At 69.7% G+C, this 25,975-nt stretch carries 27 protein-coding genes and 1 pseudogene; 13 read left to right on the top strand and 15 right to left on the bottom strand.

Annotated elements, in window-relative coordinates; genetic code table 11:
- The first annotated feature begins 66 nt into the window (after positions 1-66).
- From NKJ07_RS05900 to NKJ07_RS05890, 3 genes are all read left to right on the top strand, one after another.
- Positions 67-2,289 (top strand): AAA family ATPase, encoded by a 2,223-nt coding sequence (locus NKJ07_RS05900; RefSeq protein WP_318569655.1) that lies wholly within the window; start codon positions 67-69, stop codon positions 2,287-2,289.
- A gap of 90 nt (positions 2,290-2,379) precedes the next feature.
- Entirely contained in the window at positions 2,380-2,688 is a 309-nt protein-coding gene (locus tag NKJ07_RS05895) for a hypothetical protein (protein WP_318569654.1), read from the top strand.
- A gap of 96 nt (positions 2,689-2,784) precedes the next feature.
- On the top strand, positions 2,785-3,192 hold the full coding sequence (locus tag NKJ07_RS05890; protein WP_318569653.1) for a DUF7522 family protein: 408 nt from the start codon (positions 2,785-2,787) through the stop codon (positions 3,190-3,192).
- A 3-nt stretch (positions 3,193-3,195) separates the two neighbouring features.
- Here the strand turns inward: NKJ07_RS05890 and NKJ07_RS05885 are convergent, their stop codons facing one another.
- A complete protein-coding gene (locus tag NKJ07_RS05885; RefSeq protein ID WP_318569652.1) occupies positions 3,196-6,045 on the bottom strand; it encodes a DEAD/DEAH box helicase in 2,850 nt (949 codons plus the stop codon).
- A gap of 92 nt (positions 6,046-6,137) precedes the next feature.
- Between NKJ07_RS05885 and NKJ07_RS05880 the strand changes: the two genes are divergently transcribed.
- On the top strand, positions 6,138-6,416 hold the full coding sequence (locus tag NKJ07_RS05880; protein WP_318569651.1) for a hypothetical protein: 279 nt from the start codon (positions 6,138-6,140) through the stop codon (positions 6,414-6,416).
- A gap of 30 nt (positions 6,417-6,446) precedes the next feature.
- On the opposite strand, the gene NKJ07_RS05875 is transcribed toward NKJ07_RS05880, so the two are convergent.
- From NKJ07_RS05875 to NKJ07_RS05865, 3 genes are read right to left on the bottom strand one after another with little or no spacing between them, the layout of a single operon-like run.
- The gene (locus NKJ07_RS05875) at positions 6,447-7,241 is read right to left on the bottom strand and encodes a metallophosphoesterase (protein WP_318569650.1); all 795 of its coding nucleotides are present in this window, start codon (positions 7,239-7,241) and stop codon (positions 6,447-6,449) included.
- Entirely contained in the window at positions 7,242-9,002 is a 1,761-nt protein-coding gene (locus NKJ07_RS05870) for a hypothetical protein (RefSeq protein ID WP_318569649.1), read from the bottom strand.
- Positions 8,999-10,285: a Single-stranded DNA binding protein gene (locus NKJ07_RS05865; RefSeq protein WP_318569648.1), complete on the bottom strand. Its 1,287-nt coding sequence runs from the start codon at positions 10,283-10,285 to the stop codon at positions 8,999-9,001. Before NKJ07_RS05865 ends, NKJ07_RS05870 begins: the two co-directional genes overlap by 4 nt.
- A 110-nt stretch (positions 10,286-10,395) precedes the next feature.
- Between NKJ07_RS05865 and NKJ07_RS05860 the strand changes: the two genes are divergently transcribed.
- Entirely contained in the window at positions 10,396-10,815 is a 420-nt protein-coding gene (locus NKJ07_RS05860) for a DUF7510 family protein (RefSeq protein ID WP_318569647.1), read from the top strand.
- Between the two features lie 132 nt (positions 10,816-10,947).
- Here NKJ07_RS05860 and NKJ07_RS05855 read toward each other — a convergent pair whose 3' ends face one another.
- The gene (locus NKJ07_RS05855; RefSeq protein WP_318569646.1) at positions 10,948-11,991 is read right to left on the bottom strand and encodes a glycosyltransferase family 4 protein; all 1,044 of its coding nucleotides are present in this window, start codon (positions 11,989-11,991) and stop codon (positions 10,948-10,950) included.
- A gap of 180 nt (positions 11,992-12,171) precedes the next feature.
- Here NKJ07_RS05855 and NKJ07_RS05850 point away from each other — a divergent pair, with 180 nt between their 5' ends.
- Together NKJ07_RS05850 and trxA are read left to right on the top strand one after the other, a co-directional pair.
- Positions 12,172-12,843 carry a 2,5-diamino-6-(ribosylamino)-4(3H)-pyrimidinone 5'-phosphate reductase gene (locus NKJ07_RS05850; RefSeq protein WP_318569645.1) on the top strand — a complete coding sequence of 224 codons (672 nt, stop codon included), beginning with the start codon at positions 12,172-12,174 and terminating at the stop codon, positions 12,841-12,843.
- A 68-nt stretch (positions 12,844-12,911) separates the two neighbouring features.
- A complete protein-coding gene (gene trxA, locus NKJ07_RS05845; RefSeq protein ID WP_318569644.1) occupies positions 12,912-13,244 on the top strand; it encodes a thioredoxin in 333 nt (110 codons plus the stop codon).
- A 37-nt stretch (positions 13,245-13,281) separates the two neighbouring features.
- Here trxA and NKJ07_RS05840 read toward each other — a convergent pair whose 3' ends face one another.
- Together NKJ07_RS05840 and NKJ07_RS05835 are read right to left on the bottom strand one after the other, a co-directional pair.
- On the bottom strand, positions 13,282-13,431 hold the full coding sequence (locus tag NKJ07_RS05840) for a hypothetical protein (RefSeq protein ID WP_318569643.1): 150 nt from the start codon (positions 13,429-13,431) through the stop codon (positions 13,282-13,284).
- A 91-nt stretch (positions 13,432-13,522) separates the two neighbouring features.
- Complete coding sequence (locus NKJ07_RS05835; RefSeq protein ID WP_318569642.1) at positions 13,523-13,825, bottom strand: NifU family protein; 303 nt, start codon at positions 13,823-13,825, stop codon at positions 13,523-13,525.
- A 130-nt stretch (positions 13,826-13,955) separates the two neighbouring features.
- Here NKJ07_RS05835 and NKJ07_RS05830 point away from each other — a divergent pair, with 130 nt between their 5' ends.
- Positions 13,956-14,681, top strand: coding sequence for a ribosome assembly factor SBDS (locus NKJ07_RS05830; RefSeq protein WP_318569641.1), 726 nt, complete (start codon positions 13,956-13,958; stop codon positions 14,679-14,681).
- 21 nt (positions 14,682-14,702) lie between these two features.
- Here the strand turns inward: NKJ07_RS05830 and NKJ07_RS05825 are convergent, their stop codons facing one another.
- Entirely contained in the window at positions 14,703-15,020 is a 318-nt protein-coding gene (locus NKJ07_RS05825; protein WP_318569640.1) for an FUN14 domain-containing protein, read from the bottom strand.
- Between the two features lie 221 nt (positions 15,021-15,241).
- On the opposite strand from NKJ07_RS05825, the gene hflX reads away from it, so the two are divergent.
- Entirely contained in the window at positions 15,242-16,543 is a 1,302-nt protein-coding gene (gene hflX, locus NKJ07_RS05820) for a GTPase HflX (RefSeq protein WP_318569639.1), read from the top strand.
- A 44-nt stretch (positions 16,544-16,587) separates the two neighbouring features.
- Positions 16,588-17,001 (top strand): hypothetical protein, encoded by a 414-nt coding sequence (locus NKJ07_RS05815; protein WP_318569638.1) that lies wholly within the window; start codon positions 16,588-16,590, stop codon positions 16,999-17,001.
- A gap of 5 nt (positions 17,002-17,006) precedes the next feature.
- Here the strand turns inward: NKJ07_RS05815 and NKJ07_RS05810 are convergent.
- The 3 genes and pseudogenes from NKJ07_RS05810 to NKJ07_RS05800 all read right to left on the bottom strand — a co-directional run bounded on the left by NKJ07_RS05810 (position 17,007) and on the right by NKJ07_RS05800 (position 19,995).
- Positions 17,007-17,888: pseudogene (locus NKJ07_RS05810) on the bottom strand (NAD(P)H-binding protein).
- A 153-nt stretch (positions 17,889-18,041) separates the two neighbouring features.
- Positions 18,042-18,569 (bottom strand): cyclic pyranopterin monophosphate synthase MoaC, encoded by a 528-nt coding sequence (moaC, locus tag NKJ07_RS05805; RefSeq protein WP_318569637.1) that lies wholly within the window; start codon positions 18,567-18,569, stop codon positions 18,042-18,044.
- On the bottom strand, positions 18,562-19,995 hold the full coding sequence (locus tag NKJ07_RS05800) for an NAD(P)H-hydrate dehydratase (RefSeq protein WP_318570418.1): 1,434 nt from the start codon (positions 19,993-19,995) through the stop codon (positions 18,562-18,564). The genes moaC and NKJ07_RS05800 overlap by 8 nt, the downstream gene beginning before the upstream one ends.
- 163 nt (positions 19,996-20,158) lie before the next feature.
- Here NKJ07_RS05800 and NKJ07_RS05795 point away from each other — a divergent pair, with 163 nt between their 5' ends.
- Both NKJ07_RS05795 and NKJ07_RS05790 read left to right on the top strand, forming a co-directional pair.
- On the top strand, positions 20,159-21,358 hold the full coding sequence (locus NKJ07_RS05795; protein WP_318569636.1) for an MFS transporter: 1,200 nt from the start codon (positions 20,159-20,161) through the stop codon (positions 21,356-21,358).
- Between the two features lie 27 nt (positions 21,359-21,385).
- Positions 21,386-21,781 (top strand): hypothetical protein, encoded by a 396-nt coding sequence (locus tag NKJ07_RS05790; protein ID WP_318569635.1) that lies wholly within the window; start codon positions 21,386-21,388, stop codon positions 21,779-21,781.
- Between the two features lie 6 nt (positions 21,782-21,787).
- On the opposite strand, the gene NKJ07_RS05785 is transcribed toward NKJ07_RS05790, so the two are convergent.
- Both NKJ07_RS05785 and NKJ07_RS05780 read right to left on the bottom strand, forming a co-directional pair.
- On the bottom strand, positions 21,788-22,492 hold the full coding sequence (locus NKJ07_RS05785; RefSeq protein WP_318569634.1) for an NAD(P)H-binding protein: 705 nt from the start codon (positions 22,490-22,492) through the stop codon (positions 21,788-21,790).
- A gap of 52 nt (positions 22,493-22,544) precedes the next feature.
- Positions 22,545-22,808, bottom strand: a complete 264-nt coding sequence (locus tag NKJ07_RS05780; RefSeq protein ID WP_425504744.1) for a hypothetical protein — start codon at positions 22,806-22,808, stop codon at positions 22,545-22,547.
- A 218-nt stretch (positions 22,809-23,026) separates the two neighbouring features.
- On the opposite strand from NKJ07_RS05780, the gene NKJ07_RS05775 reads away from it, so the two are divergent.
- Positions 23,027-25,336: an ATP-dependent DNA helicase gene (locus NKJ07_RS05775; protein WP_318570417.1), complete on the top strand. Its 2,310-nt coding sequence runs from the start codon at positions 23,027-23,029 to the stop codon at positions 25,334-25,336.
- 6 nt (positions 25,337-25,342) lie between these two features.
- On the opposite strand, the gene NKJ07_RS05770 is transcribed toward NKJ07_RS05775, so the two are convergent.
- Together NKJ07_RS05770 and NKJ07_RS05765 are read right to left on the bottom strand one after the other, a co-directional pair.
- A complete protein-coding gene (locus tag NKJ07_RS05770) occupies positions 25,343-25,537 on the bottom strand; it encodes a DUF7576 family protein (RefSeq protein ID WP_318569632.1) in 195 nt (64 codons plus the stop codon).
- Between the two features lie 63 nt (positions 25,538-25,600).
- Entirely contained in the window at positions 25,601-25,891 is a 291-nt protein-coding gene (locus NKJ07_RS05765) for a hypothetical protein (RefSeq protein ID WP_318569631.1), read from the bottom strand.
- Positions 25,892-25,975 lie beyond the last annotated feature (84 nt).

Below are 25,975 nucleotides of genomic sequence, written 5' to 3'. Positions count from 1 at the left end.
ACAAAAACGGTTCCCCCGCGCCGCAGTCCGCGGAAAGCTAAGTAGCGTCGAGACCCAACCACGCGTATGACAGACGACGCGGCGGTCGAACTGACCGTCCGCGGTGCGGAGAAACGCGACGCCGGCCGGGGGATCGCTCGGCTGCCCGAGACGGTTCGCAGACGGCTCGGCGTCCTGAGCGGCGATAGCGTCGTCGTCGAAGGCGACCGGACGACCGTCGCGAAGGTATGGCCCGGCCGTGGCTCGCTCCCGCCCGACGGCCTCCAGATCGACGCCGACACGCGGGCCAACGCCGGCGTGAAGATCGGCGAGACCGTCCGCGTCTCGGCCGTCGACGTCGACGACGCCGACGCCGTGACCGTTGTCGCCCCCGGTCACGTCACCGACGAGAACGCGCTGGAACGCCACGTCAAGCGCGGGCTCCGCGAGCGGCCGGTGCGGGAGGGCGACCGCGTCCACCTCGAACACCTGAGTGAGGCACCGTTTCTCGTCCACGCGACGAAGCCCGACGGCACGGTTCGCGTGACCGAGGGAACCAAGGTGTTCGTCCGGATGCGCGACGACGGGGAACGGTCGGGGTCGTCCGGCGCGGGCGAGTCGGCGTCCACCCCGCCGTCGACCCGCGCTTCGCCCGACGAGACGGGCCGCACCGGTGAGCCACGGACGACGTCCGAGCCGACGTCCGGAGGCGCGCCGACGGCCGCGGAGACGGGCGTCTCCTACGAGGATATCGGTGGGCTGGACCGCGAACTCGAACTCGTCCGGGAGATGATCGAACTGCCCCTCTCCGAACCCGAGGTGTTCGCCCACCTCGGCGTCGACCCGCCGAAGGGCGTTCTCCTTCATGGTCCCCCGGGAACCGGCAAGACGCTGATCGCCAAGGCGGTCGCCAACGAGGTCAACGCCTCGTTCCACACGGTTTCGGGCCCCGAGATCATGTCGAAGTACAAGGGCGACTCCGAGGAGAACCTCAGGCGCGTGTTCCAGCGCGCCCGCGAGGAGTCACCGGCGATCGTCTTCTTCGACGAGATCGACTCGATCGCGGCCAAACGCGACGACGACTCGGACGTCGAGAACCGCGTCGTCGGCCAGCTGCTGTCGTTGATGGACGGGCTCGACGCTCGCGGGGAGGTAGTCGTCATCGGCGCGACCAACCGGGTCGACTCGCTTGACCCCGCGCTCCGAAGAGGAGGCCGGTTCGACCGCGAGATCGAGATCGGCGTCCCGAACGAGGCCGGCCGGCGGGAGGTGCTCGAGGTCCACACCCGTCGGATGCCGCTCGCCGACGACGTCGACCTCGACCGTCTGTCGGCGAGAACCCACGGCTTCGTCGGTGCCGACCTCGAATCGCTGACGACCGAGGCGGCGATGACGGCGCTCCGCCGCCGGGAGGCCGGGAGTGCGATCGGTGAACTTCGGGTGACCCGCGCGGACTTCGAGACGGCGATGGCGGGCGTCGAGCCCTCGGCGATGCGGGAGTACGTCGCCGAGAAACCCACCGAAGGGTTCGACGCCGTCGGCGGCCTCGACGAGGTGAAAGCGTCGCTCGAACGCGCCGTCTCCTGGCCGCTCACGTACGGCCCGCTGTTTGAGGCGGCCGACGCCGCACCCCCCTCCGGCGTCCTCCTGCACGGCCCGCCGGGCACCGGCAAGACACTCCTCGCCCGCGCGACCGCCGCCGAGTCGGGCGTCAACTTCATTCACGTCGCCGGCCCCGAACTCTTAGATAGATACGTCGGCGAGTCCGAGAAGTCGGTGCGCGAACTGTTCGAACGGGCCCGACAGACCGCCCCGGCCGTCGTCTTCTTCGACGAGGTCGACGCCATCGCCTCCACCCGTGGGACTGGCGGGGACACCGAAGTCACAGAACGCGTCGTCTCGCAACTGCTCACGGAGCTCGACCGGGCCGCCGAGAACCCCTCGCTCGTCGTGCTCGCCGCCACCAACCGCCGCGAGGCGCTCGACCCCGCACTGCTCCGTCCGGGGCGGTTCGAGCAGCACATCGAGGTGCCGCTGCCGGACGAAGCCGCCCGGCGGGCGATCCTCGGCGTCCACACGCGCGAGAAGCCGCTCGCCGACGACGTCGACCTCGACTCGCTCGCCGAGCGGACGACCGGCTTCTCGGGGGCCGACCTCCAAGCGCTCTGCCGCGAGGCCGCCGTGCGGGCGGTCACGCTCGTCGCCGAGCGCTACGACGGCCCGGCGGCGAACGAACACGCCGACGAACTGGTGATCGGAGCCGAGGAGTTCGAGGCGGCCTTCTCGGCCGTCGCGCCAGCGGGCGACTGATCCGCCCTCTACTGTTATCCCCTCGCGGCGCGAGACGGTCGGTATGTCCGACAGGTCTCGTCAGTGCCGACCGGGGCGGGGTGATGACAGGTGAGAACGCCGTGGCCGACCAAGCTGCGGCGGGAGTGGCGGGCGCTCACCGGCGGGCCCGTCTCGTTCTCGTGGTGGGTAGTGCGGGCGCTCGGGCGCGTCGCGTTCGCCGTCGCCGTCTTCGGCGTGATCGGCCTCGTCTACTTCGAGCCGCCGATGCTCGCTGACGTCCTCGCCGGCACCGCATCACCGCTGTCGCTCCTCCCGTGGGCGCTCACGACGCCGACGCTCGTCGGCTTTCTCGCGATCGTCGCCGGCGTCGCGTTCGTCCTGCCGTTCCTGCCCGACCGCGACCCGCACGACACCTGAACGGTCATCCCCGCGGCCTCGACTACCACGACGCTGCCCCCTGCACCGACCGCCGGCGTCCCCACCTTCTTGTACTCGGGGCGCGGTTGCTCGCGCATGAGCGACGATACCCCGACGGACGTCGAACTCCTTCCCGAGGAGGCACGAGGACACCTCGCGACGACGTGCCGGACCGCCGCCGGCGACAGCGTCCGCTCGGTCGTCTACTTCTCCCGGACCGACTACGAACAGGTCTATCTCAGGGGAGACCTCGAACGCGACGCCGACCTCGACACGTTCGTCGGGAGCGAGTGGCAGGACTTCAACATCACGCAGAACGCCTACCAGGGCTCCGAACTCGGCGACTACCGCTACACTATCCGGGTGTTCGAGAACGGCTTTCTGGTCAGGGTAACGACCCACAACCACGGCGTCATCATCACCACCGACAACGTCACCCTCCGCGACTTCGAGGAGCTGGCGACCGCCGTGGGCCACCTGTTCGACGAGTGGAACCTCGACTGAGGCTCAGTCCCAAAACGACTGCGTCCGCGCGTACTGGCGCTCCTGTTCGAGGATGTCCCGGTAGAAGTCGTCCTCGTTTTCCCTGAGCTTCGAGATGATGCGCGCGGCGTTGTGCGGCCCGACGCCACGGGCGGCCATCGCGATCAGTGCCTGCTTGCCGTGGGCCTGGACGAGGCTCGCCGAGCGGTACGCGCGCTTCGTGAGCCGCTCCTGTTCGTCGTCCTTCTCGGGCGCACGCACCGCTTTTACCGCGTCGTCGTCCCACGGGTTCAGCGCCGCGATCCGCGTCGCGCCGCAGTCGGGGCACTCGGGGCGGTCGGGTACTCTTCGCACTTTGGTCTTCCGCCGCCACTCCTGGCAGTGCAGGCAGAAGAGGATGACGCGGTCGTTCCGGATGCGTTCGCGCACCGCCTCGATGACGCTCGCGTCGGCGTTCTCGGGGACGAGCAACTCGCGCCCCGATGACTGCCCGCCCGTCCCGAGCGGGGTTCGCTCGCGGGCCACCTCGAGCCCGAGCTCGCCGTCGTGGAGCCGGGTGAGAAGCTCCCTCGTCGCCTCCGGCGCGAGGTCGCGGTGGAACACCTCCCGGACGGCCTCGTCGAACACCGGCGTGTCTTCGAGCGCCGCGAGCAGGCGGTCGCCGCCGAACCGACCCCGGCCCTGGTAGCGTTTGAGCGTGCCGAACTTCGCGGCGACCTGCGCCAGCGTGAACTTGAGCGTGTCCGAGTTCTTCAGCGCGAGTTCGCAGAGCGCCTCGACGTGGGCCGGGTCGGTCTCTTCGAGGGTGGAGACGAACGCCGACGCGCGCGTCCGCTGAGGTACCTCGAACGTCACGCGGTAGGGGTCGACCTCCATGCCGACGGAGGAACCGGTGCGCTGGCCGACGAGCGCCGCCAGCAGGCGGCCGAGCGTCTCGTTCACCTGGTGGCCGTTCGTCGAGTTCAACACCACGGTGCGAGCGTCCCCCTCGACCACCAGTCGGTCATCGGTGGGGAGCGGATGGCCGGTCTCGACGTGGCGCTCGATCGGTTCGAGCGCCCGTTTCACCGTCTCCACGTCCGTCGGATACCGCCCGCAGAGGTCGCGTGCCACGGATCCGAGGTCGGCCCCCGCCGCCAACTGGCTGCCGGCGACCGCCCGGAGTTCGCCGACCTCTCGGGCGACCGCCTGGGGGACGGGGATCTCCTGGCCGATCCAGGAGGGAACCTCGCCAGTGGGGTCCGCGATGGGGCTGACGTTCACGCGGCTCTCCTCGTCGTCGATCTCGTCGATGCGCCACATCTCCCCGCGCTGGATGAACGACGCTCCCGGTTCGGCGAAGTTCACGACGAACCGTTCGTCGAGCGTCCCGACCTGCGTCCGACTCGAGAGGTCGTACACCTCGTACGTCTCCTCGTCGGGGATCATCGAGAGGTTCGCGTAGAAGTACTGCCACGTCCCGCCCGACTTCTCCAGGCGGTCCGCCTCCTCGTCGAGCCACACCAGCCGGTTCGTCGACAGCTCCCGAACCACGGATTTGAAGGCCTCTCGGGAGAGGTCGCGGAAGGGGTACGCCCGGGTGACGAGGTCGTACGCCTCCGGCGCACGCACGTCGCCGACGTCCATCAACAGCCCGACGATCTGGTTGGCGACGACGTCGAGGCTGCCGTGGTGGATGCTCGCGGGTTCGACGGCTCCTTCGACCCCCCGGCGGGCGATGGCCAGCGCCTCCAGCGCGTCGTCGGGGTGGCCGACGACGACGGTCCCCTCAGACACCAGATCCTGGCGGTGGCCCGCGCGGCCGACGCGCTGGAGCAGCCGGGCCACCTCCCGGGGACTGCCGTACTGGACGACGTGGTCGACCCGGCCCACGTCGATGCCGAGTTCCATCGACGACGTACAGACGAGTCCGTCGATCTCGCCGGTCTTGAATGCGTCCTCGACGTCCACCCTGGCTTCCCGGGAGAGCGAGCCGTGGTGGACGCCGATCGGCTCATCGAGCTTCGTGAAGAGCGCGCCGAGCGCCTCGGCGGTCTGGCGCGTGTTGACAAAGACGAGCGTCGACTCGTTCTCGCGGACCAGATTCCTGACGAACCGGACGTGCGTCGCCATCTCCTCGTCGCAGGCCAACTCACCGGCGAGCAGACGATCCTCGTCCCTCGACTCCGGCCACCGGACGGAGAAGTCGACCCGATTGCCCACGTCGACCTCGACGATAGTGAAGTCACGGTTGCCTGTCAGGAACTTCCCCACCTCCGCTGGCGAGCCGACCGTGGCGGAGAGGCCGATCCGCTGGTACGCTTGCGAGAGAAGGCGGAGCCGTTCGAGCCCCACCGACAACTGCGCGCCGCGTTTCGAGGAGGCGAGTTCGTGGACCTCGTCGACGATCACGTGCGAGACGTCAGACAGTGCGCGCCGGAGTTTCTTCCCGGTGAGCATCGCCTGGAGCGTCTCGGGCGTGGTGACGAGGACGTCCGGCGGGTCGTTCGCCTGTTTCGTCCGCTGGTACCGCGTGGTGTCACCGTGACGGACGTCGACGTCGATCCTCAACTGTTCGCCCCACCACTCCAGGCGGTCGCGCATGTCGCGGTTCAGCGCCCGCAACGGCGTGATGTACAGCGCCGAGACGCCCTCGCGCTCCGTTTCGTCCATCCCACAGATGTCGGAAAACACCGGGAGCATCGCCGTCTCCGTCTTGCCCGTCCCGGTGGGGGCGATGACGAGCGCGTTTCGCCCCGACGCGAGCGGCGGGATCGCCCGGCGCTGTGGATCGGTCGGCGTCGAGAAGCCCCGGTCGGAGAGTGCCTCGCGGACCCGCGGGTGGAGATGAGTGAACGCGTCCATCCCGTCGCTCTCGGCCGCGGGGCCGGTCATACCCGCGGTAGCGACGCGAGCGGATTAAGCCACTCGTTTCGCTCGATCCGCGGAGGCGGTGGGCTCTTCACCCCCGCTCCCAACCCCTCCCTATGGCCCACGTCGAAGTCGACTACCCGCGGCTGTACTGGCTCTCCTTCGCCGTCGCCGGGCTCGTCACGCTCGTCCGTGCCGTCGTCCAGGGGCTGTCGGCCGTCACGCTCCAGACGCTCGTGCTCCTCGTCGCGGGGATGGTCGTCTTCGGGACGGCCGCACGGGGATTGAAACATCCCGAGGCCTCCGGGGCCCCGACGGAACCGACGCCGCTGTTGCTCGTCGCCGTGCTCGGGGCGACCGTCTACTCCGTGTTCACGCTCGCGACGATCGTCTGACCTGGGGGACCCGCTCGGGGCCCCGGCGTCTCAGACCTGCCGGTAGTGGCCCAGTCTGGTGCCGTCGAGGAGGTACAGGTCGGCGTCGGGGAGCGCACCGGGGAGGAACGGGGCGAGAAAGCCCTGGCCGTCGACGTTGACCCACGTCCCCCCGGAGCGGTCGTTGAACGCCGGCACGACGACGAGTTCCGTTCCCTCGATCCGATTTCGGTCTCCCACTCCGACTCCCTCTCCGTCGCCGTCGTCCTCGACGTGTCCCGCGAACGCCTCCCGATCGAGGGGACCGCGGAGCCACGCGCGCTCGACCCGACTCCCCCCCACGGCATCCTCGAGTTTCACCGCGGGGTGCTCGTGGCCCATGCAGACGACCTCGGCGCGGAGGACGTCGCGCGCGGGCCAGGTGTGGCCGTGGAGGAAGCCGACGGGGCCGAGTCTGAGACCCGCCGCGGCGGCCACCTCCAGTTCGGGGACCGCGTCGGCGACCCCGCCGTCGTGGTTGCCGGGGACGAGCGTCATCTGGACTCGGTCGGTGACCCTGTCGACGAGCGTTCGGAGTTCGTCGACCTCGTCGCCGTCGGGCCGTCCGATCCGGTGGACCAGGTCCCCCAGGACGAGCAGGCGGTCGGGGGCGGTTCGGTCGAGGAGTCGCTCCAGACGGGCGAGACGCGTGTCGGCTGCGCTCGCCAGTTCGACCCCACGTTCGTACCGGAGCCCCACCTCGATGCCCGCGTGATAGTCGGCGATACAGAGCACACGCTCGTCGCCGGTCGACGCCACGGCCGCCGGCTCGCCGGGGACCGGCTCGACGAGCGCCTCGCCGGACATTCAGATGGCCTTCAGCGAGTCTTCCGCGGGCTCGTAACACTGCCCGCTCATCAGCGCGCTCTGGATGGCGTCCTCGACGTCGCCCGGAGCGACGCCGTACTCGTCGACGACCCATGCGACGACCGCCTCGCGCGACGCACCGTCGCCGTCGTCGAGTTCCTCCATCGCCTCGACGGCGACCGCCTCGACGTCGACGTCCGTGGCGTCCGCGGTACCCTCGGGGTCGTCGGGTTCCGTCTCGGCCGCGTCGGTCGACTCCTGCCCGGTCGACGCGTCCGCGGCGCCCGTCGGCTCGTCGGCCGTTCCCGACCCGGAGCCGAGGTCCTCGTCGAGTTCGTCTTCGAGTTCCTCGACGGAGGGAACGTCGATGCCTGCCTCGCCCGCTGGGTCGACCTCGCTCCCAGTCGAGAACTCCGTGCCGAACTCGGCTTCGATCTCCTCGCGCTCGTCCGCGTCGAGTTCGTACATCTCGTCGCCGGCGACGTCGGTGTCCACGTCCACCTCCGTCCCCGGTTCCGACTCCGGCCCCGTCGGATCGTCCGCGGCGTCCGTCCTGCCCGTCGATCCGCCGGTGTCGAAGTCACCCAGTTCGTCCCCGGCCCCGCGGTCGCTCGTCTCGGGCGTGTCGGCCGTCGCGTCGGTCGTCTCGTCGGGAGCCGACTCCGTCCCGCGCTCGGCGGCGCCGGATGCCTCCGCCGCCGAGGGTGACTCGACTGTGTCCTCCCCGGCCGGTTGGGCGTCGGCCGAGTCGCTCTCGGTCGCGGCCCCTGCGTCGAACGACGGCACCGTCTCGGACTCCGTCGACGCCTCGCCCGTGTCGACGGCCGCGGCGTCGGTGGGCGTAGCGTCGGCGGGTTCGGATTCCCCGGCTCCGGCCGCCGCCCCGGGGGCGCTCTCCGACCCGGCCGCGGTCGGAGCGTCGGTTTCGACGTCGGTCTCGGCTTCGGAATCGGCCGCCGTCACGCGCTCCGCCTCGTCGGCATCGGGCACGGGTCCCGCACTGACGAGGTCGAGATCGGCCGCCAGCGCGTCGAGGTCCGCCTCGTCCGTGCCGGCGTCGCCGGGTGTGAGTTCGAGCGCCCGGACGCTGTCGCGGTCGCCGGCGACGACTTCGAGCGCGTCGAACGCGAGGCGGCGCAGGGCCGCGAGATACGCCGGTGCCGTGCCGTAGTGGTTGAGCGCGAGCGAGACACCCGACGCCAGCGACGCGTCGACGCCAGCCGCTTCGAGCCCGGCGCGGAGTTCGTCGCCTTCGAGCCCGGAGCGGGCCGCGGCGGCCATCACTCCCACTCGATTGAGCGTCGCCTCGGCGGCCGAGACGGTCCACCGGTCGCGCGTGTCGGCGTCGACGCGGCTCAGCGACTCCGGCCGGACCGAGGTAAAGACGCGGTCGGAGTCCTCCGGCTGGAACGTCCGGGCCTTGCCCGAGAGCGCGACGAACGCCGGCGGGGAGGCGCGGTCGAGGAAGGCCATCTCGTCGGGCTGGTACTGCCCCGCGTAGCTGACGAACGCGCCCGTCGGGTCGACGACCCGCCCCCGGAGCACGTCGTCGTTCACGCGTTCGACCTCGGTGAGGACGCCGACGGCGAACAGTCGGTTGATCCGCGCGCCGCTCGGCGTCACGACGTAGTTCGGGGCGCGCTCCTCGTCCGACTCGGAGTACGAGAGGGAGGCGTCGTCGAACTCGGCGGCGAACAGCCGGTAGGCGACCTCGCGGCTCGGCCGCTCGGCGGCGTCCGAGCCGTCCGCGTTCGAACTCACCTCGACACCCCCTCGGTGGCGAGTCGCTCACGCGCCCGCGCCGCCGGGTCCTCGTCGGACTCGGCGAACTCGGCGGCGTCGAGGTTCGCGCCGTAGTCGTCGACGGAGAGGTTTCCTCTGACTCGGTACTCCCGACCGACGAGTCGGTCGCGGATGCGGTCGGCGACGACCTCCTTGTCCATCGCCTCGCGGGCCTGCTCGCGCGCCTCGGCCATCGTCCCGCCGTACACCGATTCGGTGCGGTCACGGTCGAGGACGACAGTCACGGCCCCGGTCCCGTCGTCGAGAATGGCCTTCACGCGCATGTCGTCCTCGCCGTCGACGTCGCCGTGTGAGCGGCACTGGCCGTTCTGGATCACGCGCCCGCAGTCGGGACAGCGCTCGATCAGCCCGGAGCCGTCACGCACCTCGAGGAGGTTGCCGACGACTTCCACGTCGAACAACCCACCCGAAGAGACGGCTTCGCGGATCGACAGCCGCGGCGCGGACTCGCGGACGGAGACCCCCTCGTCCAGGACGGAGACGGTCGTGAACTCCGAGAGGTTCACCGACGGTACGCCCCGAAACTCCCGGACGTACACGTCGTCGAGCCGGAGGTCCGCACCCGCAGTCACGCGGTCGTGTGGGTCCCAGTCGGTAAAGGGGAGCCGACCGGACGCGTCGCCGAGGACGCCCGAGAGGATGTCGGTCTCGCCGTCGCGGCCGTCGATCGTCCGCGACTCGACCTCGACGACGCGGACCTCGACGCTCCGCCCGCGATCGCCCGGTTGTAGTTCAGCGAGGGCGGCCTCCCCGCCGACGGCGTCGTCGTAGGGCGTCTCGACGGCCTCAGAGGCCATCGCGACGGTCGTGGAGCTCCCGAGGTTGAGTTCCGGGTTTCCGTCCCACTCGCGGACGCCCGCGTTGCCGATAGTGACGGCGTCGCCGGCTTCGAAGCCGAAGTCCTCCCACGAGGTGTACGAGATCGTCCCCGTCGCGTCGGCGAGTTCGCCCTCGCGGATGACCTGGTCTTCGCCCTGGTACCGGATCGAGCGCGTTCCGACGGTGAGCACGCGCGCGGTGACCGTCACGTTCCCGTCGTCGGTCGTGATCTCGCCGATCCCCTTCGAGGACGGGGCCGACGTCGACCCGCCGGTGTCGCCGCCGTGCTTGCGCCGGACGCTCTGTTTCGCCTCGTCGACCGGGACGCTGTACTGGAGCAGGTTCTGCAGGTCCGCTTTGACCTCCGCTTTGTCGACGCCGAGGGCGGAGGCGAGCTCCTCGGCATGATCGTCGATGTCCATCGGACGGAGGTATGGGCGGGCTGTGGTAAAAAGCGTTCCACGCGGGCGGCAGCCGGACGCCGCCGACCGTGAGCCCGACAGTTAAGTACCGTCCCGACACACTGACACGTATGGCCGCCGCCGACGACGTCGAGTTCACCGTGGAGATCACAGCGGGCGAAACGCTGATCGAGATGACGGGCGACCGCGACACGGCCGTCATCGTCCGTTCGGAGTCGGGCGAACGGATCTATCTCCCGCCCGAAGACTTCGAGCGCCCGCCCGAGACGAGCGACAGCCCGTACCAGTCCGCCCGGAGCGACAGCCCGTACCAGTCGGCCGCCCAGAGTGACAGCCCGTACCAGTCCGCCCAGAGTGACAGCCCGTACCAGTCCGCCCGGAGCGACAGCCCGTACCAGTCGGCCGCCCAGAGCGACAGCCCGTACCAGTCCGCACGACAGCAGTTCCCCGAGGAGGGGCTGCGGTCGACGGCCGACGGCTACGCCATCAGACATCCCGAACCCGTCACCGACGTCCGCGTTCTCAGGTAAACCGGCCGTTCCCCCTTTTCGTACCCGTCGCGCCGAGAGCCGCGCCGCTCGCGTCGTCGCGGACGAGAACCGACCGATCCGGCGGGCAAGCCCGCCTGGCTGGTCGAGGGCGATCCCGCCGGCCCCGGCGGTTCAGGCGATGCGCTCGTATAACTCGAGATGCTCGTCGACGACGGTGTCCCAGGTTCGGACCTCGTAGTCGAGGGGTTCGTCCATCTCGAGCGCTCGGGCGATGGTGTCGGCGAGCGAGCCGGAGTCGACCTCCGCGGGGACGACACAGGACTCGGGGATGACCTCGGCGGCCCCGCACTCGGTGGCGACGACGCGGGTCCCGACCGACAGCGCCTCCGTGATGGTGATCCCGAACGGCTCGGAGTACGACGGCGAGACGAACAGGTCCGCCGAGCCGTAGTAGTCGCCGAGATACTGCTCCTCGATGAAGCCGGCCCACACGATCCGGTCGTCGACGCCGAGCAGTTCCGCGAACTTCTTCAGCTGGTCCGTGAGGTGGCCGTGTCCGCCCATCACGAGCGTCACGTCGTCGCGCCGGAGCTTCTCCAGCGCGTAGATGAGGTGTGACAGCCCTTTCTGGTCGGTGTGTCGACCGACGTAAAAGAGCATCTTCCCGTCGATGTCCAGTTCGTCTTTGATGTCGCGGCCCGTGCGTTCGAGCGAGGAGAAGCCGTTGTGGATGACCTCGGACTCGCCGCCGTACTCCGCGTTGATCTTGCGCGCGGTGATGTGACTCACCGCGACGAGTTCGTCACAGCGTTCGACGACGCGCCGTTCGGTCTCGACCTCGCGCTGGGGCGGGTCGATGTTCCGGTCCGACGACAGCGAGTGAAACGTCGTCACCCACGTCGCGTCGCTGTTGTTCATCGCGCGCGACCCCGGCCCGTAGCCGAACCAGTCGTGGGTGTGGATGATGTCCTTGTCCTCCGCGCGCTTTGCGAACTCCGCGGAGAGCCGACCGATGCGGGTGATGATGTCACCGTCTCCGGTCGGGACGCCGATGATGTTCTCACGGTCCTCGGGGGCGTACTCCCCCGGCAGGACGAGTTCGATGTCGACCCCGCGATCGAGGAACCGCTCGAACATCTCACCGACGAACGTGTCGAGACCACCCGTGACGTTCGGTGGGTATCCCCATCCCAGCCAGAGCACTTTTGGCGACATCGTTGACACCTCTTTTCGGGAGTGGGTATATAATTCATGGCGGTGGGCCACCCCTCACAAAGGCGGTGTGCGGTCGCTCACCGCCCCGATCCGAACGTCGGGCCGCAGACCCGGGAGAACGCCGTCGATCACCGTCGATCGACCGACAGTCTCATTCGCTCCGCCCGGTAAGTCGGCGGCATGGACGTCGTCGTCAACGCCGCGACGAGCGTCGACGGGAAGCTCTCGACGCGGCGGCGGGAACAGTTGCGGATCAGCGGTACTGCCGACTTCGACCGCGTCGACCGGCTCCGGGCCGCGGCCGACGCCGTCATGATCGGCGTCGGGACCGTTCTCGCGGACGACCCACACCTCACGCTCGACGACGACGATCGACGCGTCCACCGACTCCGCTCCGGGCGGTCCGGCAATCCGGCACGCGTCGTCGCCGACTCCCGCGGCCGGACGCCACTCGACGCGCGGATCCTCGACGACGCGGCCGAGACGTACCTCCTCGTGACCGACGTCACTTCCGAGGACCGCCGCGATGCGCTCGCCGAGGCGGGCGCACGCGTCGTCGTCACGGCGGCCGACGGCGGGGGACACGTCGACCTCACGGCTGGGCTCGACTCCCTCGAATCCGAGGGGATCGACCGCCTCATGGTCGAAGGCGGAGGCGAACTCGTCGCATCGCTCTTCGCCGCGGGCCTCGTCGACGAACTCTCCGTCTACGTCGGGTCGCTCGTCGTCGGCGGGCGGGACGCACCGACGCTCGCCGACGGCGACGGGTTCGTCGACGAGTTCCCGCGGCTGGAACTCCGCGACGTCGAGCGGGTCGACGACGGCGTCGTGCTCCGGTACGACGTCGGCTGAGCCCCGGATGTGCGGTCGCGCGGCAAACCGTCTCAACTCTTAAGACTGTGCCACCGGTACGTGCACGCATGAGCACCGCACAGCCCGGCGAACCCATCCACGTACAGAGCAAAGAGCACCTCGACGAACTCGTCGCCGAACACGACGTCGTCCTCGTCGACTTCCACGCCGACTGGTGTGGGCCGTGCAAGATGCTCGAACCGACGATCGAGGAGATCGCCGCCGACTCCGAGGCCGCAGTGCTGAAGGTCGATATCGACGAACTCCAGGACCTCGCGCGCGACGCCGGCGTCCGGAGCGTTCCGACGCTGCAGTTCTACGCGGGCGGCGAGCAGGCGAAGCGACTCATCGGCGTCCAGGATAAAGGCGACCTGCTCGACGTCATCGCGGAACTGTCGTAACCGGAACTCCGAAGTCGTAACCGGAACGGAAAAGACGTTACTGGATCCGGGCGTACTGTGTCGAGTGATCCGCGGTCGCCGCGTGTTCGTCCGCCAGACGCCGGGCGGCGGTCGAGTCCGACTCCAGCGACTCGAACGCACAGTCCCGACAGACGATGTGGAACGTCGCGTTCTCGGGGGAGAGCATGTTTCTCCACAGACACGCGTCCGTGATAAGTACGCGCCGCGTGTGTTCGTTAAACCACTCCTTCAGCCGATTAATCCACCACTAAACGGCCTCAGAACGGCACGTCGGAGAGGTCCGGTCGCCCGCTGCGGTCGTCGAACCCGTCGCCCGTGGCGGTGTGTACCTCGCGTATCTCGTCGAACTCGGTCACCAGGCGCGCTTCGAGCGCCTGGATCGTCAGTGGCGAGATGCCACAGCCCGAACAGGCACCCGCGAGGGTGAGCCACACCTGGCCCGTCTCTTCGTCGATCGCGTCGATCCCGGCAGTGCCGCCGTGCATCTCGATCTGCGGGAAGTTCCGCCGCATGAACCGTTCGAGCCGCCGTGCGAGCGGTTCCGCTTCGGTCGTCTCCATACCTCTCCGAGCGCGGCCAGCGGTGATAGCGGTTCCGCCCCGATGCCGACAGCGAAGACCGGACAGCGGCGGCCCGAGTCGTCTTCGGACGCAGCGAGGGCTTTTAAATTCGGAGGTGGTAGTCCTCGACATGATTTCACTCGACGAAGCCGTCACCGCCCGCCTCGAATCACACGGTGCCAGGTTCGAGGTCCTCATCCACCCCGACGCCGCGCTCGCGATGAAACGAGGGGAGTTCGACGGCGACCTGGAGGAGGTCATCGCCGCCGAGGACGTCTTCGAGGACGCCTCGCGTGGCGATCGCCCCGCCGAATCGGACCTCGAAACGGTGTTCGAGACGACCGATCCCATGGAGATCATCCCGGAGGTCGTCCGACGCGGGGAGATCCAGATCACGGCCGACCAGCGTCGGGAGATGCAAGAACAGAAGCGGCGACAGCTGATCGACCGCATCGCGCGCAACGCGGTCAACCCGCAGATGGACGACGCACCGCATCCGCCGGATCGAATTGAGCGCGCGCTCGAAGAGGCCGGCTTCCGCGTCGATCCGATGGAACCGGTCGAGACACAGGTCGACGACGCCCTGGAGGCGCTCCGGCCGGTGATCCCGATCCGGTTTTCGGAGGTCACGATCGCCGTGCAGGTGTCGGCCGACAAGGCCGGAAGCGCACAGGCTCGCATCCGAACGTTCGGCGACCTCGAACGCGAGGAGTGGCAGAACGACGGCTCGTGGGTCGGCGTGCTCACGTTCCCCGCGGGGATGCAGAACGACTTCTACGACCTGGTGAACGACGTGACGAGCGGCGAGGCGGAGACGCGCATCATCAAGGACAAGGACGACCTGAACGTCCGCTGACCGTCGAGCGGGAGACCCGAGCTATCCCTTCTTGAACCCGAGCAGGAACCCTCCGGTAAAGCCCGCCGACACCGACAGCGTCGACAGGATCGTCATCGCCCAGTCCGGTGGGGTGCCCGAGGTGGCGGCCTCGCCGGCACCGGCCATCCCTCCGGTGAGCGCCTCCCAGTCGACCGAGAGGATCTGTCGGGACTCGAGGAACTTGAACAGCGCGAGTTCGAGCCCGACGATGATCGCGACGATCTTCGCGACCTTCTTCGCCGCGAACCCGATAATGCCGCCGACGACTGCCCCGCTCCCGAGTTCGAGACCGAGTTGTTGGAGATTGATATCGACCATAGCCACAATCTCACGGGTCTACATAAGTCGTTTGTGGGTATCCTGACAGTCAGTGGAGGTGACGAGTGCCGTCGGCGTGCCACGAGGTAACATACAAGAGCACGTGGTGTCTACGGGCGGCCATGGAGGTGTGAGACCGTCATCACGACTGCCCGCCCGCTTAAGCCGCTCGACGGCCAACGTGGGACAACAGTGCTGGAACACACCCCGGTGGTGGACGGATGAGCCGTAGCACGATCGTCGCCAAGCGCGTCGATGCCGGAACGGCCGACCTCTCGGAGATCAGGGATCTCGCCCGTGCGGCCGGCTACGAGGTCGTGGGCGAACTCACGCAGACGCGCGAGGAGGACGCGGCGTTCATGTTCGGCGAGGGCAAAGTCGAGGAACTCGCGGCGCTCGTCGCCGAGACCGACGCCGACGCGGTGGTCGTCGACAACCGGATCGGCCCGTACCAGACGTACAACGTCGGGGCGAAACTCCCGGGTGACGCCGAGGTCGTCGACCGTTTTACGCTGATTCTCGACATCTTCGGCCAGCGCGCCCAGACGAAGAAGGCACAATTGCAGGTCGAACTGGCCGAGTTGCGGTACGAACTCCCGCGCGCGGAGGCGAAAGCGTCGCTCGCGAAACGCGACGAGCGCCCCGGCTTCATGGGACTCGGCGAGTACGACGAGAGCCGCGAACAGGACATCAAGGCGCAGATCGCCCGCATCAAGCGGGAACTCGACGCCATCGCGGAGAAAGAAGAGACCCGCCGGGAGGAACGCCGCGAGTCCGGCTTCGACCTCGTGGCGCTCGCGGGCTACACGAACGCGGGGAAGTCGACGCTGATGCGTCAACTCGCCGCGGACCTCGCGGTCGACGAGAACGACGACCTCCACCCCGACCTGGACCCGACGGCGGAGTCCGAGGACCGCCTGTTCACCACCCTCGGCACGACGACTCGTCGCGCCGAGACGGGAACCAGGGACGTCCTGCTCACCGATACGGTCGGCTTCATCTCCGACCTGCCGCACTGGCTCGTCGAGTCGTTCAAGTCCACCCTCGATTCCGTCTATCGAGCCGACCTCGTCCTCCTCGTCGTCGACGCCTCCGAGTCCACAGAAGAGATGCGCGAGAAGCTCGTCACCTGTCACGACACGCTGTACGAGCGCAATGAGGCCCCCATCGTCACCGTGTTGAACAAGATCGACAAGGTCGACGAGAGCGAACTTGAGGAGAAGAAACGTGCCCTCTCGGCGCTCGCGCCGAACCCCATCGTCGTCTCGGGACTGACGGGCGAGAACATCGGCGAACTCACCGACCGGATCGAGGCCGAACTCCCCGACTGGCAGCGCGAGCGCCTGCTCCTCCCGATGACGGACGACACGATGAGCCTCGTCTCGTGGGTCCACGACCACGGCCACGTCGAACGCGAGGAGTACGACGGCGACTCCGTCACCCTGGAGTTCGAGGCGCGCCCCGCCGTCGTCTCGAAGGCACGGGCGAAGGCGGGCGACCTGGCCACGGTCGAGTCGGCCTGAGTCCGGGCAGCAAGGTTCAAACGCACGAGCGCCAATAGGCGTTCGTGACCCGTTCGCTCCTCGTCTATGACGGCAGCAACGCCCTGTTCCGAACCGCCGCCGAGGCGGCCACGCGGTATTCGTCGGACGTCCTCACCGTGCCGTGGCAGACCGCCGAGATCCAGGCCTTCCTCGACGCCCAGTTCGGATCGCGGCCGTTCGCGTTCGTCCTCGTCGAGGGCGACAGCGTCCACGTCGGTGGCGACACGGTCGAACGGTTGCTCCGGCGCCGGGGGATCTCGGGCCCCGTGGTGCGGTTTCTCACCCGGGCGTACCCGACGGTCGCGGCCCCGTTCGGACGCGCGGTCCACGGCCGCGAACCCGCCGACATCCACGGGACGTTCCCGCTCGACGACGACGCACGTGCCCACCTCGACCCGCTGCGTCGGGGGTACACGATTCCTGTCGAGACGGCCTGAGCGACTCACGCGGAGAGCGCCCGTCGCACCGCATCGTCGATCGGCGTCCGCTCGATGGGGACGACGCGCTGGAGGTCCATCTCGTCGCTCACCGTCACCGGATGACGCATGCTCTCGACCAGCGGCCGGGCGATGGCGTACTGGACGTCGGTCGTGAACCGGAGCTAGTGCGAGGACAGTTCCGGCGTCATCACCGGGACGGGGAGGATAACTACCCGTCTGCCCTTCTCGGCGGCGGTCAGTTCGAGCAGCGACTCGTACGACCACACCGACGGCCCCCCGATGTCGTACGTCTCCCCACGGGTCTCGTCGACGCCGAGGAGGCCGACGAGATACGCGACGGTGTCGTCGACGCCGATGGGTTGACACGGCGTCCGGACCCACTCGGGGACGACCATCACCGGCAGGCGGTCGGTCAGATCGTCGACGATGCGGAAGCTCGCGCTCTCGGGACCGATGATGATCGCCGCCCGAAGGACGGTCAGGTCGAACGCACCGGCCGAGAGGACGGACTCGACCTCCCGCCGCGATGCCAGATGTGGCGACAGATCCGTCTCGTCGCCGCTGATTCCGCTCAGGTAGACCACCCGGTCGACGCCGGCCCCCGACGCCGCCTCGCGGAACCGGCGTGCGTACCGCCGGTCCTGCCCGGCGAAGTTCTCGGCGGTGAGCGAGTGGATCAGGTAGTACGCGACATCGACGCCCGCACAGAGCCCACCGAGCGAGCCGGGGTCGCCGAGATCACCCTCGAACGGTTCGACGCCGTCGGGGAACGTGGTCTCGCTCGCGCTCCGGGAGAAGGCCACGACGTCGTGTCCTCGGTCGGCCAACGCGTGGACTAAACGGGACCCCACGAACCCGGTCGCACCCGCGACGAGCACTCGCATCGTCTGTGGCTTCGGTCGGACACTAATGACGGTTGTGTCGGTCTCTCATACGGTCTGTCGTCAGTCAGCGCCGTCTGTCGCCGCCCCCGGGGCGTCGACGACCGGTAACCGGTGACAACAGACCGTATCACACCGGTCGGCTCGGCCGAGCCGTCAGACCCGTTCTTTCTCCTTTTCGAGGACGTGGACGTCCGTGATCCGCGTGTCGGGGTACTGTCCCGACTCGTTCTTCTCGGCCGCCTTCACCATGTCCCAGACGACGTTCAGCCCCGTCGTCACGCCTTCGAGCGCCTCCATCTCACAGCCCGTCTTGCCCGTCGTCTCGACCGCCACCGTGAGCACGACCCGGTCGTCGCCGAGGTCGAAGTCGGTTTCGACGTTCGTGATCGGGATCCCATGGCACATCGGGATCGTCTCCCACGTGTGTTTCACCGCCTGCACCGCGCCGACGCGGGCGGTGGCGAGCACGTCGCCCTTGCCGATGTCGTCGGCGCGGATCGCGTCGACCGTCGACGCCTGGAGGTGGATGGTGCCGCGGGCGACCGCGCGACGATCGGAGTCGGGCTTCGCGCCGACGTCGACCATCTGGACGTTCCCCTCCTCGTCGGTGTGGGTGAGTTCGTCGCTCGCTTCGGTCTCCCTGGGGTCTTCGCTCGGGGGCGTCTCGCCGGTGTCACTCATCGCGCTCACCCCACAGCGCCGCGGGGAGCCGATCGAGGAGGTCGGTGGCGACGAGGCCGAAGCCGCGTTCGTCGACGGCGATGTCGCCCGCGCGACCGTTCACGTACGCCGCGACGGCCGCCGCGTCGAGCGGGTCCTGCGTACAGCAGAGCGCGCCCGTGACGCCCGCGAGGACGTCGCCGGTGCCGCCGACCGTCATCCCCGGGTTCCCGGTCCGGTTCACTCTCGTCTCGTGTGGGTCGGCGACGACGTCGTACGCGCCTTTCACCAAGAGCGTGTGGCCGAGGTCGCCCGCGAACTCCGCGACGAGCGTCCGGCGCTCGCGCCACGCCTCGGCGGTGGTGCCGCCCATCTTCCGTAACTCCCCCTGGTGTGGCGTACAGACGAGCGTCGCCTCGGTCTCCACCTCGGGGACGACCTGCAACGCGTCGGCGTCGACGACCGCCCGGCCCTCGTACCCCGTGAGGAACGCACGAACGGCCGCGAGGGTTTCGTCCGCCGACCCGAGCCCGGGGCCGAAGACGACTGCGTCGTGGTCGGCCGCCCGTTCGAGCAGCGCGTCGACGTGTCCCGGCGCGAGCGTCTCGCCCTCGAACGGCACGAGGATGAGGTTCTCGCTGTACCCCTGGATCTCGTGGGCGACGGCGCGGGGACAGGCGACGCGGACGAGGTCCGCGCCCGCCCGGAGGGCCGCGCCCGCGGCCAGCGCGGGGGCACCCGCGTACGGCCCGCCGCCGACGACGAGCACCTCGCCGTGGTCGCCCTTGTGTGACTGTGGGTCGCGACCCAGCGAGAGGAGGTCACCGGGGCCGACGAACGACTCGGCCGCCTCGGGGATCCCGATGTCCGCGACGTGGACGGTCGCGTCCAAGGCGGAGAGCCCCGGCTTCTCGTCGTGGAACGTGACGACGTGGTCGGCGTCGACGGCTTCTCCCTCGAACTCGCCGGTGTCGGCGTCGACGCCGGAGGGGATGTCGACCGCCACGACGGTCGCCTCGGCCGCGTTGATCGCCGCCGCCGCGGTCGCCTCCGGTTCGCGGAGCGCGCCCGTGACGCCCGTCCCGAGCATCGCGTCGACGATCACGTCCGGCTCGCGGAGGTCGAGCTCGCGGGAGTCGCCGACGACGTGGGTGTCGTACTCGGCGTCGACAAGCGCCGCCCAGTTCTCCCGGGCGATGTCGGTCGTGATCGTCTCGGGCCGGCCGAGGAGGACGACCCGCGTGTCGAACGCGTCGAGAAAGCGCGCGGCGACCAAGGCGTCGCCCCCGTTGTTCCCCCGGCCGGCGACGATCGCTACCCGGGAGTCGCCGTCGCGTTCGGCGTCGGCCACCTCGCGGACGACGCGGGCGACCGCGTTCCCGCTCGACTCCATCAGTTGCTTGCGTGGCACGCCGAGCGCGGCTGCGTTGGCGTCGACGGCCGCCATCCGTCTCGCGGAGATCATAGCGCCAGTTTCGGCCGGCCGGTACCTAAATGACCGTGTCCGCGCTCGGGGGGCGCGGGGCAGACCGGTGACGGCTGCTCGCTACCGACCGCGGGACGCCGGTGCGAAGAGCAACCGTTTTCCGCCGACCGGAGTCACCCTCTGTGTGACCCGCCGCCTCTTCGGCTCCCTCCTCGGTCTCGTCTTCCTCGTCAACTTCGGGCGGACCGCGTTCGCGCCGCTGTTGCCCGAGTTGCAGACGGCGTTCGGCGTCGGCCCCGCCACGGTCGGCGTCGTCGCCTCGCTCGTCTGGCTCGGGACCGGAGCCGTCCGCTTCCCCGTCGGCTACCTCCTGACGCGCGTCGCCCGCCACCGGGTCGTCGTCGTCTCGGGGGTCGTCCTAGCGGCCGCGGCCGCCTTCACCGCCGGGGCCGACTCCGTCCGTGCGCTCCAGGCCGGGTCGCTCCTGATCGGCCTCGCCTCGGGCACGTACTTCGCCACCGCGGTCCCGCTCATCGGCGACCTCTTCCCCGAGGGCGTCGGGCGCGCGGTCGGCGTCCACGGCATGTCCGCCCAGGTGGCCGCAGTCGTCGCCCCGACGGTCGTCGTGGTCGTCCTCGCGACTGCCTCCTGGCGGGCGGTGTTCTGGCTCCTCGCGGGCGGGAGCCTGCTGGTGACGGGCGTCCTCGTCGTCGCGACCCGGGGAGAGGGTGTCCCGGCGGACGCGGGGGCCGACCGGAACTTCCGCGCCGCGCTCGGCCACTGGCGCGTGATCGGCACCGGGATCCTCATGATCGCCACCGCGGGGTTCGTCTGGCAGGGGCTGTTCAACTTCTACGTCTCGTATCTCACGACCGTGAAGGCCCTCGACACGGCGACCGCGAGTACGCTCCTCACGATCACGTTCGCTGCCGGCGTCCCCGCCTTCTGGCTCGGCGGCCGCCTCGCCGACCGCCTCCCGCACGTCCCGTACATCGTCGGGCTACTCGTCGCGTTCACCACGGGCGTCCTCGCGCTCACCGTCGTGCAGGACCTCGCCGGCCTCGTCGCCGTCTCGCTCCTCGTCGGCTACGTGATCCACAGCCTCTTCCCCGCCCTCGACACCTACGTCCTCGGCGCGCTCCCCGCCGACGCCCGCGGGAGCACCTACGCCGTCTTCAGCGGGCTCTCGCTCCTCGTCGAGGCCAACGGCAGCGGTGCCGTAGGGGTGCTCACGGAGGCGGGCTACGCTTTCGACACGGTGTTTCGCGCGTTCGCCGCGGGGCTCGCGGTCGTCGTCGTGATGCTCGTCGCGCTCTCGGCCGTCGGACGGCTGCCCGGAACGACGGACGAGGTTCGCCCGGGGGGCGAGCCACACGAGGGTTGATACGCAATGCCGCCGGATCTCCGACCGATGCCCGCTCTCCTCCCGCCGGCGTCGTCCCCGTCCGGCAGACACGACGAGTACTGGGACTGGTTCGCGGTTGCGCTGTTCCTCCTCGTCACGGTCGACCTGCTGACGACGCTGGGGGCGGCCGCGCGGTTCGGCGTCGGTGCCGAGGCGAACCCGGTCGTCGCAGCCCTGCTCGCGGGGCCGACCTGGCGGCTCGTCGCGGCCAACCTCGCGACCGTCGTCGCCGTCACGTGCGGCTTCGCCGCCCTGCTCGGACTGCTCCGCCGGACGCCGCTCCGACAGCGACCCGGGTTCGCGCTGGCCGTCGAAGCCTGGCTCGGATTGCTCGTCGCCGGCGGGCTCATCGTCTTCGCCAACAACCTCACCGTGGTCGTCCACGGCGTGAGCCTGCTGTGAACCGCCTCAGGGCCGACGCGGCCCGTCCACCCAGTCGATCGCGACGCGGTCCGGGTGACCAGTCAGGAGGGGGTTGTCGACGACCTCGAACGTGCGGTCGGTCACCGCCGGCGTCCACGGCGCGGCGGTCATGAGCCGAGCGACGTCGGCCCGCGAGACACAGCCCCAGAGCTCCGCACCCGGCGGCGCGACCTGGACCGTGTCCGTCCGCCGGCCGCCGGTCAGGAGCCCGGGTCGGAGGATCGTGTGTTCCATCGCCGCGTCGCGGAGCGCCGCCTCCGACTCGGCTTTCGCCCGCTGGATCGGCCCGATGACGGCGTTGAAGACACTCCCGAGCGGGCTGGTCGGCTCGTCGCCGACCCCGAGCGCCGACTCCATGACGAACGCTCGGACGCCGGCGTCGGCCGCCGCAGACACGAGGGCTCCCACGCCCTCGCCGTCGACGAACCGCGCCCCCCGAAGCGCCCGGAGGTCGGAGCCGACCGCCGACAGCACCACGTCGACGTCCGCGACGGCGGCCGTCGCGTCCGCGGGGTCGAACAGGTTCCCCACCAGGACCTCGTCCGCGCCGCGGGCTTCGAGCTCCGCGGTTCGGGTCCCCGAGCGCGTCAGCGCACGCACGGTCACGGGGCGGGGCGCGAGCAACCGGAGGATCTCGCGGCCGGTTTTTCCTGAGGCGCCGGCGACGAGCACGCGAGGACGACTCGACATGGCGTGTCGTCGGTGTCACACGTTCGAGAGGGTTTCGGCCAACCCGTTCCCGTCAGAGGACGCGGAGCCGATACGCCTCCGCGGCGGTCGGGGCCGCGAGGCGTCCGGTCTCGGCGGCGACGTCGAGCAGTTCCGCGACGAACGACTTCGGCACCTCGACCCCGATGAAGTCGGCGCCGCCGGGGACGGTCAAGCGCGCCATCGTCTTCTGCGTGCCGTAGTCGTTGTAGATGCTCCCCACCTTCTCGCCGTCGCGCAGGAAGTGGAGCGTGACGTCCGTCGGATCGAGCGTGTCGAAGTTGACCTCGAACACCATGTGGTCGTCCTCGATGCGGGCGAGCAGTCGTCCGTCGTGCTCGGCGATCGTCGAGTTCACGGACGGGCTACGGACCGAGCGGGCATATGCTCCGCGCCGCCACGCTCCGGGGACGGCGGCACCGACCGTCCGGACGTTCAAATACGAAGCCGGCACAACCCGCTCCCGTGAGAACCGAGGGCGACACCGCTTTCTACGTCGAGGAGCGAGGGGCGAGCGTGCAGTGGGAGGAGGTGTTCGGCCACGACTCGCCGTACCCCGAGCAGGTCGACGGCATCGAGACCGCGATCGAGACGGCGCGCCGGGGCGGCTTCACCGTGCTCGAAGGCGCGTGCGGGACGGGCAAGACGATGCTCGCCCTGACAGCGGGGATCGACCTCGTCCGGGACCCCGACACCGACTACGAGCGCGTCGTCGTGCTGACGAGCGTCAAACAGCAACTCCGCCAGTTCGAGTCCGACCTCGACGCGATCAACGAGAACCTCCCCGACGAGTGGCGCCCCGTCTCGGGGCTGACGCTCGTCGGCAAGGCCGACGTCTGTCCGTACGCACGCGAGCGCACCGGCGGGGTCGACCCGACGAACGTGTACGAGCGGTGTGAGGGGCTCCGCGAGCGGACCCGCAACCTCGCCGGTGAGAACGGTCCCGCCACCACGAACGCGCTCGTCCAGGAGGCTCGACGGGCACAGACCGGACTCGCCGACTCCGGGGCCGACGGCGTGCGATACCTCGAAACCGCCGCGGAGCCGACGCCGTATCTCCCCGAGACGCCCGAGTTCGACGGGACGGAGTTCTGTCCCTTCTACGCGGGCTACCTCGAAGATCTCCCCGAGGACGGCGATCCCGTCGAGGCCGTCCCGTTCGCGTTCGACGACCGGGGGCTCGTCGACACCGAGACACTCGTGGGTCTCGCGGCCTCACGCGGCTCCTGTCCCCACTCCGTGATGGGCGCGCTCCTCCCCGAGATGGAGGTCGTCATCGGCAACTACTACCACGCCTTCGACCCCACGACGGCCGCGACGTTCACGGGTGCGCTCTTGGACGAGTCGACGTTCGTCGTCTGCGACGAGGCGCACATGCTCGAACCACGGGTCAGGGATCTCGTGAGCGACGGCGTCGGCGACGCGACGCTCCGGGACGCCGCCACGGAGCTGAACCGGATCGTCACGCCCTTGGAGTTCGACGACGCGGGCCACGAGACCGAGGGGGCCGAACTTGTCCGGGCGGGGTTCGCCGACGCGGACGTCACTCTCGACGAGGTCCGCGCCGTCCGGGACGCGATCGAGGCACTCCGGGAGGAGATCGACCGACGCGTCCGTGCCTACCTCGATCGCGAACGCCCGGACTGGCGCGCGTCGCTCGCCGACGCGCCCGAGACGTTCGACGACCACGAGCTCCCTCTCAGAGACCCCACTGCGACCGATGAGGACGAACTTACCCGGTGGGCGCGCGAGGCGGGCCACCTCGACGCGTGGACCCGCGCCGAGGCCGTCGGGGCAGTGGTCGCTCGCGTCCTCGACGAACTCGACGACGAGGACCGCTCTCGGGCAGTGACGGCCGCCGGCCACGCCCTCACCGCCTGGCGCTCGCTCGACCACGGGAACTACTTCCGCGAGATCGAACTCGAACGGACGTGGGACGAGGGGTCGAGAGAGTGGCGTCGCGGCTACAACGCCCGCCTCGCGCTCCACAACTGCCTCCCCGGAGACGCGATCGCCGACCGCCTCGGGGAGTTCGGCGGCGGCGTGTTGATGAGCGCGACGCTCGAACCGACGGCCGTCTTCCGGCAGGTGACGGGGCTCGACGCGCTCTCGGCCGCGGGCCGACCGGTCGTCGAGCGGACCTACGGGCTCGGCTTCCCCGAGCAACACCGTGCGAGCTTCGCCGTCGACGCGCCGAAGTACACCTACGAGAACCGCGGCTCGGTGGGATCGAACTCCGAGACGCGGGAGGTGTACGTCGACGCCGTCTGCGAAGTCGCACGCTCACCCGGAAACGTCCTCGTCGGGATGCCGAACTACGCCGAAGCGCGCTGGCTGGCCGAGCGCCTCCACGACCGGATCGACAAGACCGTCCTGCTCGACGAGTCGTCGGACGACACCGCCACCGAGTCGTTGAAAAGCGAGTTCTTCGCCGGCCCCGGCAAGGTGCTGGTGACGAGCCTCCGCGGAACCCTGACCGAGGGCGTCGACTACCGCGGCGACCGCCTCGCCGCGGCCGTCGTCTGTGGCGTCCCGATCGTCGACACGTCGAGCCCGCGAACGAAGGCCGTGCGGGCGGCGTACGATCGGGCGTTCGGCGACGGCTTCCGGACCGCACTGCTCGTCCCCGCGGTCCGGAAGGCCAGACAGGCACTGGGGCGAGTGATCCGGGGGGCCGACGAGCGCGGTGTCCGCGTCCTGGTCGACGAACGCTACGCGCGGGAGAGCTGGGACAGCGTTCGCGGCTTCCTCCCGCCGTCCGAACGCGAGGAGTTCCGGCCGGTCAGCGCCGATATGCTCTCGCTCGCCCTCGATCGGTTCTGGTGAGCGGCCTCAAGAACGCTCGCTGTCGTCCCACGCGCCGCGACAGTCCTCGCTACAGAAGTGCCGCACCTGAATCGATCCGTCGGCGACCCAGGTGACGACGTGGTGGGCCGGATCGCGGATCAACTTCTCGCCGCAGACCACACACGCCGGGGCGTTGCTCTCGTCGACGTCCTCGTCGAGGTCGGAGGTCGGGTCTACCATCTCTCGGAGTGAGGCCCGCGCTGGTACTTCAAACCGGCACTTTCGTCGTCGACTCTCTCGCCGTCAGGGATGGCGGAAGACGTACCGGGCCGCTGCAGTCTCGACGAGGAGCTTCCCCGCGGCGGGGTCGACGCCGATCGCCTCGACGTCGGCGGCCTCGAAGCCGTGCAGCGGCATGCCCGCCTCGACCGCGCCCGTCCGGCTGACGGAGAACGTCGCCCCGCCGAACCGACACCGGATCCGCTCGTCGTCACCGTCGACGCCCCCCGCACAGAACCGATCGAGCGCGTCGCGGAGGCGGTCGAACTCCGTGAGCGGGATCAACTCGAACTCGGAGTCGGAGTCGATGACCATACCAGTCGAACAGCCGCCGTCCACTACAGCCCACCGGTGGAACGACCACGAGAGACGAGGACGGTCCTCACAGTAATCCTCCCG

Origin of the sequence: Salinigranum marinum (assembly GCF_024228675.1) — an archaeon.
GTDB lineage: Archaea > Halobacteriota > Halobacteria > Halobacteriales > Haloferacaceae > Salinigranum > Salinigranum marinum.
The sequence above is the reverse complement of the archived record's forward strand: the minus strand, read 5'-3'. Positions and strand labels throughout refer to the sequence as shown.